Raw genomic sequence first — 12915 nt, 5'->3', positions numbered from 1 at the left:
CATACAAACTTAGGGCAGGGCAAAAGATTTACCTTTTGCCCTGCCCCTAAGCAGTGTGTGCGGAACCTCCGCGTTCTGTTAGTTAAAACCCGTTGCTACCAGTTGCTGACTCGTGTTTCCACATCCATGCATAACGCATGGATCATTTTAGCCAACGACGATATTGACCAGCTTGCCTGGTACGGCGATAAGCTTACGGATCGTCTTTCCTTCAATCGCCGCCTGGACCTTCTCGTCCTGTCTGGCGATTTCCTCCATCTGTTCACGATTTGCCTCAGCCGGGATCGTCAGTTTCGTCCGGACTTTGCCGTTAATTTGCACGACGATTTCAACCTCATTTTCGACAAGCTGTGTCTCATCATATTCAGGCCATGCTTCGTAGGAGACCGTATTGCTGTGACCAAGCTTCTCCCACAGCTCCTCAGCAAGATGAGGCGCAATCGGTGAAAGCAGCTTCACAAAGCCTTCCATCAACGCTTTCGGCAGGACCTCCTGCTTGTAGCCTTCATTAATGAAGACCATCATTTGCGAGATGGCGACGTTAAAGCGCAGCTCTGTCATATCATCGGTAATCTTTTTCACCGATTGATGGTAAACGCGGAGAAAGTCCACGCTGCCTTCCGCATCCTGAATGGCCGGATTCAATTCTCCCGTTTCTTCATTTACGAACAGACGCCAGACGCGATCAAGGAAGCGGCGAGCTCCGTCGAGGCCGTTCGTCGACCAGGCGATCGAACCGTCAAGTGGTCCCATGAACATTTCATAAAGTCGCAACGTATCCGCTCCGTGACTTTTGACAACATCATCAGGATTGACGACATTCCCTTTCGATTTACTCATCTTCTCATTATTTTCCCCGAGGATCATCCCCTGATTGTACAGCTTTTGGAATGGCTCCTTCGTGGAGACGACGCCGATATCGTACAGGAATTTATGCCAGAAACGAGCGTATAGCAGATGAAGCACAGCATGCTCCGCTCCACCGATGTAAATATCAACAGGCAGCCATTTCTTCAGCTTTTCCGGATCAGCGAGCGCATCCTGGTTATGCGGGTCAATATAGCGTAAAAAGTACCAGCAGCTACCCGCCCATTGTGGCATTGTATTCGTTTCACGGCGACCTTTTTTACCTGTTTTTGGATCAACAACTTCAAGCCAGTCCTTCGCATTGGCAAGCGGTGATTCACCGGTACCAGACGGCTTGATTTCCGTCATTTTCGGCAAAATTAACGGAAGCTCTTCTTCCGGAACCGTCGTCATCGTGCCATCCTCCCAATGGATGACCGGGATCGGTTCCCCCCAATAGCGCTGGCGACTGAACAGCCAGTCACGTAACCGGTAGGTGATTTGCCGCTTGCCGTAATGGTTGGCCTCAAGCCAATCAATCATATTACGAATCGCCGTTTCCTTATCGAGTCCGTTAAGGAAGTCAGAGTTGACATGCTCGCCGTCGCCTGTATAGGCTTCCTTCTTCACATCGCCGCCGGCGACCACTTCTCTGATCGGCAAGTCAAATGCGTTTGCAAACTCATAGTCACGCTCATCGTGAGCCGGGACGGCCATGATCGCACCGGTCCCATAGCTGACGAGAACGTAATCGGCGATCCACACCGGAATCCGCTCGCCATTTACCGGATTGACAGCAAATGCTCCGGTAAAGACACCGGTCTTTTCCTTTGAAAGCTCGGTACGTTCCAAATCGCTTTTCGCTGCAACCTGCGCTTTGTAGTCCTCCACTTCCTGCAGCTGCTCCTCTGTCGTAATCACATCGACAAGCTTATGCTCAGGGGCAAGCACGATATACGTCGCACCAAATAGCGTATCCGGTCTTGTCGTAAAGACATTAACCTCGGCATCATCATGACCGTCCATTTTGAACGTCACTTCGGCCCCTTCAGAGCGCCCAATCCAGTTGCGCTGCATATCCTTAATGCTTTCCGGCCAATCAAGCTCTTCTAAATCCTCGAGCAGACGATCAGCATAAGCCGTTATTTTCAGCATCCATTGCTTCATCGGGCGGCGCTCGACAGGATGTCCGCCACGCTCGCTCTTGCCGTCGATGACTTCCTCGTTCGCCAGCACGGTTCCAAGTGCCGGACACCAGTTGACAGCGACTTCATCTATGTAGGCTAAGCCTTTTTCATACAGCTTCGTAAAGATCCATTGCGTCCACTTGTAATAATCGGGATCTGTTGTATTGATTTCACGATCCCAGTCATAGGAAAAGCCCAACTCTTTAATTTGACGGCGGAACGTGTTGATGTTCTGCTCGGTAAAAATGGCCGGATCATTCCCTGTATCAAGGGCGTACTGTTCAGCCGGCAAACCAAAGGCGTCCCATCCCATCGGATGAAGGACATTATACCCTTGCATCCGCTTCATCCGCGCCAAAATATCCGTAGCCGTATAGCCTTCCGGATGCCCGACGTGGAGGCCTGCTCCAGATGGATACGGGAACATGTCCAAGGCATAAAATTTCGGCTTATCTTCATCCTCTGTCGTGCGGAACGTCTTTTGTTCTTCCCAATATTTCTGCCACTTTTGCTCAATTTGCTCATGTGAAAATGACATTGCTTTTCATCCTCCTGTTTGGTAGCCATTGCTAGATCGTTGACCTTCATAGAATGGTTGTCGACTAAGAAAACCGCGCAGCGGCTTTTCTTAGAAGCGTCGTGCGGAGCCGTTCCATCTGTGTAACGTGCGAAGCCGCCGCCCTTCTTCGAATCCACCCGAAAATTTTATACTTTCTTATCCTTTAAAAAAGACTCCCCTCCCCAACACTTCCTGTTGTTAGGGACGAGAGTCTGTATACTTCCCGCGGTACCACCCATATTAATGAACTTATCATTCATCCACTTATCACGTGTAACGGACGTGACCCGTCAAAAGCTACTCTCGTTTTTCACTTTTAAAACTCTAAGGCGAGTTCACCATATTGTTCCACTGACTTGCACCATCTGCCAGCTCTCTATTCCCAAGTATGACTGCTAATCCTTGTCTGCGTCTGCATATGAACTTACTTGTATTGTATGAATTCGCACGCACACTGTCAAGCTGCGCTCTAAATCTTTCCATTTGCCGCAGCCGGCATCCCTCCCTTTTTCCTCTCACGTTGAAATGCTACAATACAGGAAGAGGAAACGAGAAAGGAAGAAGCCGATGGAACTGTTTGGAGAAAAGAGATATCACAGTTGGAATCATCATTTACGCCGGCACTTTGGCGAAAAAATATTCAAGATCCCTCTCGACGCCGGCTTTGACTGTCCAAACCGTGACGGCAATGTCGCTTTTGGCGGCTGCACCTTTTGTAGTGAGCGGGGCTCCGGAGATTTTGCCGGAGATCGCGCCGATGATCTTGTCACCCAATTCGAGACGATTAAAGGCCGGATGCACCGAAAATGGAAGCAGGGCAAATACATCGGCTATTTCCAGGCCTATACGAACACATACGCACCGGTTGAAACGCTTCGAACCTATTTTGAAACGATTTTGGCGCAAAAGGACGTTGTCGGTCTGGCCATTGCGACAAGACCTGACTGTCTGCCTGATGATGTCGTTGACTATTTGGCGGAGCTGAACGAGCGGACATATTTGTGGGTCGAATTAGGGCTGCAAACCGTCCATGAGCGCACGGCGCAGCTAATTAACCGCGCCCATGACTATCAATGCTATGTCGACGGCGTCGCCAAGCTGCGGCGCCATGGCATTCGCGTGTGCAGCCATATCATTAACGGCCTCCCGCTCGAAAGCTATGAGATGATGATTGAGACGGCGAAGGAGGTCGCCAAGCTCGACGTGCAGGGCATCAAAATTCATTTGCTCCATCTGTTAAAGAAAACAGCGATGGTCAAGCAATATGAAAAAGGCTTACTCGAGCTGATGAGTCTGGATGACTATGTGAAGCTTGTCGTCGATCAGCTGGAGATTCTCCCGCCTTCGATGATTATTCATCGCTTAACAGGAGACGGGCCCGGCGATCTGATGATCGGCCCGATGTGGAGTATGAACAAATGGCGCGTGCTGAACGCGATCGAAGCGGAGTTGAAGGCACGGAACAGCTGGCAAGGAAAATTTTATCAGAAGGAGCAGGTTACAGTTTAATGAATGTACCGGGAATTTTGCCGTTTGCGCGGCTCTTATTGGAAAAGGCACTTGATGAAGGGGATACAGCGCTTGATTGCACGGTCGGCAACGGTCATGACACGGCTTTTCTCGCCAGAATGGTTGGCGAAAATGGCCATGTGCTTGGCTTCGATATTCAGGCGGCGGCGATTGAGAAGACACGGGCGCGGTTACGGGACGAGCAGCTCGAAAACAGAGTGACACTTTTTCAGCAAAGCCATGAGCATGCCGCTGCCCAGCTGTCTGCCACCAATGCACAGCGACTGAAAGCAGCGATCTTTAACCTTGGCTATCTACCGGGCGGAGATAAAACGATTGTTACGAGACCTGAATCAACGATTTCCGCTGTGCAATCACTACTTGAGCTGATGCAGCCGGGCGGCATCGTCGTCCTCGTCATTTATCACGGGCACCGTGAAGGCCAGCGTGAGAAAGAGGAGCTCCTCTCTTTTGCCGCACGGATTGACCAGCGCTATGCCCATGTGCTGACTTATCAATTTATCAATCAAGCGAATCATCCACCGTTCATTCTCGCGCTTGAAAAGAGATAACTCTTGACAAAAAAACAGCTTTGCTTAAATAATGTAGAAAATCAACTGGGGGTGGCTAGACTTTGACACTACTAGACTCGATTATTACTCATAATGATCAATTTGTTGAAAAGAAAGTATACGAGAAATACCAGACAACGAGATTCCCAGATAAGAAGCTTGTCATCTTAACGTGCATGGATACACGTCTGCTTGAACTTCTGCCATCAGCGATGAATGTTAAAAATGGCGATGCGAAGATTATTAAAAACGCGGGCGCTGTCATTTCCCATCCATTTGGCAGTATTATGCGCAGCATTCTTCTCGCGCTTTATGAGCTAAAAGCCGACGAAGTGATGATCGTCGGTCACCATGGTTGCGGGATGGCAGGTCTTGAGCCAGGCAGCATTTTGCAAAAAGCCGAAGAGCGCGGAGTCGACCTTGATATCCTGAACAAGCTGGAATATTCAGGCGTTGATATCAACAAGTTCCTGACCGGTTTCCAAACGGTCGAAGAAAGCGTCCAGCACAGCGTTGAAATGGTCAATCAGCATCCACTGCTTCCGGCCGATACACCGGTGCACGGACTCGTGATTTGCCCGACAACCGGCAAGCTTGACGTCATCGTCAATGGGTATAATAAATGAAAAACATACTAAGCCTGTCGACTTTGTCGACAGGCTTAGTATGTTTAGTAGTGAGGGTTTTGCTCTTCGACCTCGCTCCCGGGATGGGGGGCACGCTTTCCGCAGGCGGGCGTTGAACGAACCGGCTACGCCGGTGGATTTCAACCTGCTCTTGTCATATAAGCAGGAAACGTCCGGGCGTAACGGCTGTCACTCGGGCGTTGTCCAAGCATCTTGCCGCCTTATTTCCCGCGGCGGAACATCCAACGATTTAAATAAAAAATCATCGTCGGCAGACCGCCCGTTTTAATCATTTGCTTCGCCTTTTGCTTCATTTCTTTATCACCTTGCACTTTCTCATCGGCAATATAGATTGCGATCACCCCGCGCATCAGCATCCGGTGAAATTTCGGATCTGGCAACGCCGCTAAGCTCTCTTCCGCCTTCTCAGCAAAAAATTGAAAACGTTCAATCATCTCTTTTTCATCCCGGTAATAAAAAAGAAAGTTCAGCTCATCATCAGCAATATCTTCCTCTTGATCAATAAAATAATCGAGCAGAATATGAAGTCCCTGCATCCATGGAAAATAGCCGCTTTTAATGAGCGCGGCTGTTTCCTCACTCAAATCTGGTGTGGTCGAGTACGCAGCAAGCGCATAGACCCCGAGCGTCGAAGCCGTACAGGCCGAGAACTCAAACCATGTCATCTCCGGCACTTTATGACGATGCTCTTCAAACCAGCTTTCAAGTCGCGGAATTCTTTCTTCTTTGATGACATGCTTATGTACTTGTAAATCTCCGTAATAGCCACTCAGCTCCTTCATCGCCGGCTGCAACGCTTGAAAGGACGGAAACGAGGCCACCTTCTCCTGACATGTCCGAACGAGGGCCTGTAGATAGCCACCGTCCTCATGCTCCTGTCGGAACTGATAATAATTTCCAGGATCGGCACCTGGCGTCAACGCGTCAAGCAGCGCCTGGTGCAAGGAACGAAAATCATTTGGATCGAGTGACGGACTTTGATCACAAAGATTATCTAAATAATCACACGTAATTTGATAGGCAACCATAAATTGAACCAGCTCTTCAAAGCGGCCATTTTCTTTCGCGATTAAGCCGTAAACACCTCCACCCTCACAGTGAAACGCTTTTCTCTCTAGCGCATCCTGGGCCTGTGAACGCAGCTCATCATCTGGAATGTCGGCGGCACGCTCCTTCCATTGATTATAATAATCATGAACGGTTGGCAGCACCTCTTTATAAATGTTAATTAATAACGGAATCGGCTTTGTTGGAACACCCACTGCATAATCCTCCTTGATTCGACTCAATACATGTAACACTAGCATACTTCAAAATCAGCAACAACTAAGACCTTCTTTATTACGGAAAAAGCAAATTTACAAAGCCGATCGCCTGACGAAATACATCCTCCCGCTCAGGTTCATTAAACACTTCGTGATACAGCCCGTCCCATTCTTTATAATATTTCTCTGTCAGTGGAAGCTGGTCAAACCAATCTCTGACATCATATTTATTCACAATCCGGTCCTCACCAGCCTGGACGACCAATAAAGGGACATTCGGAAAATTCTCCGGATAGCGGTGCGCAATCCGCATCGCCTTCACAAGCTCCTGATACCAGCGAATCGAGACCCGTTGTACTCGCAGCTCGTCGCGAAGGTAAGCCGCACGCACCTCTTCATTTCGCGTTGCGTCCTCGGAACGAATACCGGAATTGGCGCTGAAGGTCGGCGCAACACGGTGAAAGACTTTGGCCGCCAGCTCCTTTGTTTTTGGCAATGGCCGGCTCAAGCCTAAACAGGGCGATGATAAAATCACGCCGTTAACTAGTAGCTGAGGGCGTTCCATCAACGTCCGAATGACGACAAGTCCGCCCATGCTATGACCAAATAAAAGGATTGGCAGCTGCTTCGATTTCGCCTCCTCCATCCATTCTTCAACGGTTTCAATATATTGGTTAAATGATTGAATATGCCCACGTCTTCCTCTTGTTTTGCCCTGACCCGGCAAATCACCCATCACGACATCAAAGCCGTGTTCATTCCATTTTTTAGCCAGCCATTGATATCTCGCATGGTGCTCCCCGGCTCCATGAACGCTGACAATGACCCCGCGCGGCTCTTCTGCTTCCCATTTCCACATTGATGTATTCCCCCTTGCTTCTTTTTAGTGAAAAGAAGGAGCCTCCCCTTATAAATTTTGTTAAAATAAGTATAGCGATTTTTTGACTAAAGGCAAAGGAAGTGAGCAGATGATTTACCCTTATAAGGAAAAATACCCGGTTATTTCAGAAAGCGCTTTTTTGGCGGATGGTGTTATTGTCAGTGGAGATGTGACGATTGGGGACGAGACGAACATCTGGTTTCATACTGTCATCCGCGGCGATGTCTCACCTACGCGGATTGGCAACCGTGTCAACATTCAGGATCAGTGCATGCTTCATCAAAGTCCGAAATACCCGTTGCTGCTGGAGGATGACGTTTCAATCGGCCATCAGGCAATGCTGCACAGCTGTACGATTCGCAAAAAAGCGTTAGTCGGGATGGGCTCGATCATTCTCGATGGAGCCGAAATCGGCGAGGGCGCATTTATTGGCGCAGGCAGTCTTGTTCCCCAGGGAAAAAAAATACCGCCGAACACGTTAGCTTTTGGCCGTCCGGCGAAGGTCGTCCGTGAGCTAAATGAAGAAGACCTAGCAGAAATGGCCCGAATCCGGCGTGAATATGTGGAAAAAGGTCAGCACTATAAGCAGGTCATTGCCGAGACAAACCAATAGTTGTATAAGATTGATTATTATTATCAATACTATACATACGAGCACAAAAAACTTAAGACAAAAGGAGCCAACCCTTTTGTCTTAAGCGGAGAAACAGCAAAGCGATGGTCACTTCACATTTTGTCAGCATTTTTTAGTGTGTCGGTTCAAAGGTTTTGCAGTCCGTTTCTTCCGAGCGGGCGGCCTGCTCTCCTTTGTGGCTCACGACATAAATTCTGTCGGCACTGCAGTTGTTTCCATCTTCCCAATATACACAGTTATTCACTTCGCATAATACATCCTGTGCCATTTTCAATCACCTCCCTAGCTTTAGTGTGACCAAAAAAATTTCCTCCCATACTTTTAAGCGGGTAGTGAACAAAGCCATTGCCTTCCTGCAAAAGATGCTTTCAGCCAGCGATGTAACACCCTGTTGATGCGCTTGCCCCTCACCCTTATCTTTAATTATGAAAAAGAGCTTGCGGCAAAAGGTTGGCTACCTTTTGCCGCAAGCTCTAAAATCAGTTACTTTGTTTCTCTTTTTTACAAACCAGCCTGTGCTTTCAAATCGTCCGCTTTATCCGTCTGCTCCCAAGGAAGCTCAACATCCGTACGGCCAAAATGTCCGTAAGCGGCTGTTTGCTTGTAAATAGGCCGACGTAAATCGAGCATTTTAATAATGCCGGCTGGGCGAAGGTCGAAATTATCGCGGATAAGCGTGACAAGCGTTTCCTCAGAAACCTTTCCTGTCCCGAATGTATCAACAGAAATCGAAACCGGTCGGGCAACCCCGATCGCATAAGCAAGCTGAACCTCACACTTGTCAGCGAGACCAGCAGCGACGATGTTCTTCGCCACATAGCGGGCCGCGTAAGCGCCGGAACGGTCAACCTTAGTCGCATCCTTACCGGAAAACGCTCCGCCGCCGTGACGCGCGTAACCGCCGTATGTGTCGACGATGATTTTCCGTCCGGTTAATCCGGCATCACCCTGCGGACCGCCGATAACAAAACGGCCTGTCGGGTTAATGAAATACTTCGTATCCTCGTCAATCAGCTCTTCCGGTACAACCGGCTTAATGACATGCTCCTTCAAATTGCGCTGGATCTGCTCCAGAGAAACTTCAGGATGGTGCTGCGTGGAGATAACAATCGTATCAATCCGCAATGGCTGATCGTGCTCATCATATTCAACAGTGACCTGCGTTTTTCCGTCAGGGCGCAAATAAGGAAGAATTTCTTCCTTCCGCACCTCTGTTAAACGCCGTGCCAATTTATGGCTTAACGAAATTGGAAGAGGCATAAGCTCTTTCGTTTCGTTGTTGGCATAGCCGAACATTAAGCCCTGGTCACCCGCGCCGATCGCTTCAATCTCTTCGTCCGTCATCTGGCCTTCACGAGATTCAAGCGCACGGTCGACACCTTGCGCGATATCAGCCGATTGTTCGTCAATCGACGTAAGAACAGCGCATGTTTCCGCATCAAATCCGTATTTAGCGCGCGTATAGCCGATCCCTTTGATCGTTTCCCGGACCGTTTTCGGAATATCAACGTATGTGCTTGTCGTAATTTCACCCGCAACAAGGACAAGACCTGTCGTCACAGATGTTTCGCACGCTACACGGGCATTGGGATCCCGTTTCAAAATTTCATCAAGAATGGCATCTGAAATCTGGTCACAAATTTTATCAGGATGTCCTTCCGTTACAGATTCAGATGTGAACAAACGACGGCTTCTTTTCTCTGTCATGATTGATTTCCTCCTTTAACACTGCCTTCTCTCCGGCATGTGTTTTTCTTTGAGACGGCACTCATGTCCCACAGAATGGGAGATACCTTCCTGGTTAAGACGTGTATAAACGATAAAAACCCTTTTCCAGCGAGGAAAAGGGTTGATTGTTTACCTTTCGCCTCTTATCGTTCAAGGCAAATAGCCTTGCAGGTTAGCACCTTTAACACTCATGGCTTTGAGTATTGGTTGCTGGGCTTCTTCGGGCCTGTCCCTCCGCCAACTCAGGATAAGAGTATCCGTTCGACGCATATCATATCGCACATCACGTGTACTGTCAACTGCCAGAGGACAAGAATAAAATAAGGAAACGGGTTGATTCTTCAGGATAATCCTCTTGTCCGGCCATTTTACCTGATACTTCCATCGTATGCAAAAGGATAAAAATGTCTACCTTATATTCAGGTAATTGGATGACAGCCTTTTTTAATTTATAAGCCGCACATAAAAAAAAATTCGCTAATAGTATAGACTATTAATCTAAATGTGTTATACTATTAACCAAGTTAAAGCTGTTAATGTTAACCAAATTTTTTGATGAAAGAAAGGGTGCGGCAATGAAAACGATTAGCCTACAAACAGAACTAGCAGAGTTACTTAAGCAGGACCAGGTCCATCATGATTTACCGATCTCATCTCTAATCGAGGAGGCGTTAATGCGCGGCGAAGGAAAGCTCTCTGTTACCGGTGCATTAAGTGTCGAAACAGGCGCCTATACAGGCCGCTCCCCTAAAGATAAATTTATTGTGAAGGAAGAGAGCGTTCAAGATAAAATTAACTGGGGAGCTGTAAACCAGCCGATTGAAAAAGAGGTATTTACCCGTCTTTTCCAAAAAGTTGTCCGCCATTTAGAGAAAAAAGATAAACTTTATGCGTCAAGAGGCTTTGCCGGCGCCGATGAAGGATTCCGTTTACCGTTAAGAGTCATTAACGAATTTGCGTGGCAGCAGCTCTTCGCCCGTCAATTGTTTATCCGTCCGACAGCTGAAGATGCCCAGACTTACGACAACGCGTTCACCATCGTTTCAGCACCAAGCTTTAAAGCTGATCCCGCGGTCGACGGCACGCTGTCTGAGACATTTATTATCGTATCATTTGAGGAGCGAATTGTCCTCATTGGTGGAACCGAATATGCCGGAGAAATGAAAAAATCAATTTTCTCCGTGATGAATTACCTGCTTCCTGAGCAGGACGTCCTTTCGATGCACTGCTCAGCCAACGTTGGCCGGGAAGGCGACGTCGCCTTGTTCTTCGGGCTTTCCGGTACCGGGAAAACAACTCTTTCCGCCGACCCTCACCGTTCATTAATCGGTGATGATGAGCATGGCTGGTCAAGCAACGGCGTGTTTAATATTGAAGGCGGCTGCTATGCGAAATGCATCAACCTTTCAGCTGAAAAAGAGCCGCAAATTTGGAACGCGATCCGCTTCGGCACCGTTCTGGAAAATGTCGTGATCGACGAAAAAACCGGCGAGCCGGATTACGATGATGTATCGTTAACAGAAAATACGCGCGCCGCTTACCCGTTAGAAGCGATTCCGAATGCGATTTTCCCAAGTCTGGCCGGACATCCAAATACGATTATTTTCTTAACAGCTGATGCGTTCGGCGTGTTGCCACCAATCAGCAAGCTGACAAAAGAGCAGGCGATGTACCACTTTCTTTCCGGCTACACAAGTAAATTAGCTGGAACAGAGCGCGGCATCACCTCACCTGAAGCGACCTTCTCAACATGCTTTGGCGCCCCGTTTTTGCCATTGCCGGCGGCCCGCTATGCAGAAATGCTTGGTGAAAAGATCGACCAGCACGATGTCGATGTTTTCCTTGTCAATACAGGCTGGTCAGGCGGCCCATACGGCGTCGGCAGCAGAATGAACCTGCAACATACCCGGGCGATGGTTCAAGCGGCGTTGCACGGTGAACTGCGCACAGTTGAAACGACGGTTGATCCGATTTTCGGTCTTCACATTCCGCTTCACTGCCCTGGTGTGCCGGACACTGTCTTAAAACCGCGTGATACTTGGTCCGACCAGGCGGCCTATGATGAAAAAGCAGCAGAATTAGCAGCTAATTTCAAAGAAAACTTCAAGAAATTCGATAATATCAACGACAATATTAAAGCAGCAGGACCTAAATAAGCACTTGTTCATGAGGGGCTGTGTCAAAGGTAAACAAACTTTTGGCACAGCCCCTCCGCAATGCACGGAACCGACGCACTCTAGTAAAGCCCGTTGTAAGCCACTTACAACGGGCTTTTGGCGTTTGAGGTCATTGCTACTTCCCTCCCTGTCCTTTCATCCATGCAGCTGCTTCTGACAAGATTACACGCTGCTCCGTCGGTGGAAAGTGATGGCTGAATTGAGGAAAATACCAGGTCGCAACTTCCTTCCCCTCCTGCCTGCATACCTGTTCTACGAGGCGGGCATGGGTCAGCGAGACATGCTCATCTTTTTCTCCATGAATTAGCAATATCCGTGGCTTAAGAGCGGCCAGCTGATGAAGAGGTGTTCGCCAACGGTAGCGCTCCGGATACTTATTCGGCGTTCCGCCGATGACCCGTTTCATCATTCTGCGCAGGTCAACCCGTTCCTCATAGGTCAGGACCATATCGGATACCCCGTTCCAGCAGGTGACGGAGCTCGCCTGCGGTCTCGCCAGAGCTGTCTGCAATGCCATCACCCCACCCCTTGAAAAGCCGAGAATATGGAGAGACTCGCGCTCGACCCGCGGCACGCTTTGCAGAAGGTCGAAGGCGGTAAAAGCATCCTCGCGGTCATCCCCGCAAAAATCCTCATTTCCTTCGCCTCCTTTATTGCCACGGTAAAACGGAGCGAGCACGATCATCCCTTCAGCCGCCCATTGAATGAGGCGCTGCACTCTGACCATGCCGACAGTTTTTATGCCGCCCCGTAAATAGAGAAGTCCCGGCAGCTTTTCTTTTCCATCCGGGACAGCAAGATAGCCCTTAACCCGTAAGCCCGCGCTCCAGTACGTAATCAAATAAAGGGAAATGCGGGGATGAGGGGACGGAATCTTAACCTTATCGATTAAGCGCTTCATCCATTTCCTC

Annotated in this window: 11 protein-coding genes, 1 riboswitch and 1 other annotated feature; of the genes, 5 read left to right on the top strand and 6 right to left on the bottom strand. The window is 48.8% G+C overall.

All coding sequences use genetic code 11. The features are described 5' to 3' along the window. Positions 1–147: 147 nt before the first annotated feature. Entirely contained in the window at positions 148–2571 is a 2424-nt protein-coding gene (leuS, locus tag M3212_RS02065; RefSeq protein ID WP_251192283.1) for a leucine--tRNA ligase, read from the bottom strand. A 218-nt stretch (positions 2572–2789) separates the two neighbouring features. Then, positions 2790–3010, bottom strand: a binding site (T-box leader). Between the two features lie 149 nt (positions 3011–3159). On the opposite strand from leuS, the gene M3212_RS02060 reads away from it, so the two are divergent. The 3 genes from M3212_RS02060 to M3212_RS02050 all read left to right on the top strand — a co-directional run bounded on the left by M3212_RS02060 (position 3160) and on the right by M3212_RS02050 (position 5299). Further along, complete coding sequence (locus tag M3212_RS02060) at positions 3160–4101, top strand: TIGR01212 family radical SAM protein (protein ID WP_251192282.1); 942 nt, start codon at positions 3160–3162, stop codon at positions 4099–4101. Next, the gene (locus M3212_RS02055; RefSeq protein ID WP_251192576.1) at positions 4101–4673 is read left to right on the top strand and encodes a class I SAM-dependent methyltransferase; all 573 of its coding nucleotides are present in this window, start codon (positions 4101–4103) and stop codon (positions 4671–4673) included. The genes M3212_RS02060 and M3212_RS02055 overlap by 1 nt, the downstream gene beginning before the upstream one ends. 62 nt (positions 4674–4735) lie before the next feature. Further along, positions 4736–5299 (top strand): beta-class carbonic anhydrase, encoded by a 564-nt coding sequence (locus tag M3212_RS02050; protein ID WP_251192281.1) that lies wholly within the window; start codon positions 4736–4738, stop codon positions 5297–5299. A 221-nt stretch (positions 5300–5520) separates the two neighbouring features. Here M3212_RS02050 and M3212_RS02045 read toward each other — a convergent pair whose 3' ends face one another. Both M3212_RS02045 and M3212_RS02040 read right to left on the bottom strand, forming a co-directional pair. After that, on the bottom strand, positions 5521–6582 hold the full coding sequence (locus M3212_RS02045; RefSeq protein WP_251192280.1) for a tetraprenyl-beta-curcumene synthase family protein: 1062 nt from the start codon (positions 6580–6582) through the stop codon (positions 5521–5523). A 79-nt stretch (positions 6583–6661) separates the two neighbouring features. Then, positions 6662–7444, bottom strand: a complete 783-nt coding sequence (locus M3212_RS02040) for an alpha/beta hydrolase (RefSeq protein ID WP_251192279.1) — start codon at positions 7442–7444, stop codon at positions 6662–6664. Between the two features lie 109 nt (positions 7445–7553). Between M3212_RS02040 and M3212_RS02035 the strand changes: the two genes are divergently transcribed. Further along, a complete protein-coding gene (locus M3212_RS02035; protein WP_251192278.1) occupies positions 7554–8078 on the top strand; it encodes a gamma carbonic anhydrase in 525 nt (174 codons plus the stop codon). 133 nt (positions 8079–8211) lie between these two features. Here M3212_RS02035 and M3212_RS02030 read toward each other — a convergent pair whose 3' ends face one another. Both M3212_RS02030 and metK read right to left on the bottom strand, forming a co-directional pair. Continuing rightward, entirely contained in the window at positions 8212–8367 is a 156-nt protein-coding gene (locus tag M3212_RS02030) for a DUF1540 domain-containing protein (RefSeq protein ID WP_251192277.1), read from the bottom strand. A 233-nt stretch (positions 8368–8600) separates the two neighbouring features. After that, positions 8601–9806, bottom strand: a complete 1206-nt coding sequence (metK, locus tag M3212_RS02025; RefSeq protein ID WP_251192276.1) for a methionine adenosyltransferase — start codon at positions 9804–9806, stop codon at positions 8601–8603. Positions 9807–9967: 161 nt separating this feature from the next. After that, a riboswitch (SAM riboswitch) is annotated at positions 9968–10081 on the bottom strand. Between the two features lie 321 nt (positions 10082–10402). Between metK and pckA the strand changes: the two genes are divergently transcribed. After that, entirely contained in the window at positions 10403–11983 is a 1581-nt protein-coding gene (gene pckA, locus M3212_RS02020) for a phosphoenolpyruvate carboxykinase (ATP) (protein ID WP_251192275.1), read from the top strand. A 136-nt stretch (positions 11984–12119) separates the two neighbouring features. Here the strand turns inward: pckA and M3212_RS02015 are convergent, their stop codons facing one another. After that, on the bottom strand, positions 12120–12905 hold the full coding sequence (locus M3212_RS02015; protein WP_251192274.1) for an alpha/beta hydrolase family protein: 786 nt from the start codon (positions 12903–12905) through the stop codon (positions 12120–12122). Between the last annotated feature and the right edge of the window lie 10 nt (positions 12906–12915).

This window comes from Halalkalibacter oceani (assembly GCF_023715705.1).
Taxonomy (GTDB): Bacteria; Bacillota; Bacilli; order Bacillales; family Bacillaceae_D; genus Halalkalibacter; species Halalkalibacter oceani_A.
Note: the sequence above shows the minus strand (reverse complement) of the source record. Positions and strands in the feature narration are given on the sequence as shown.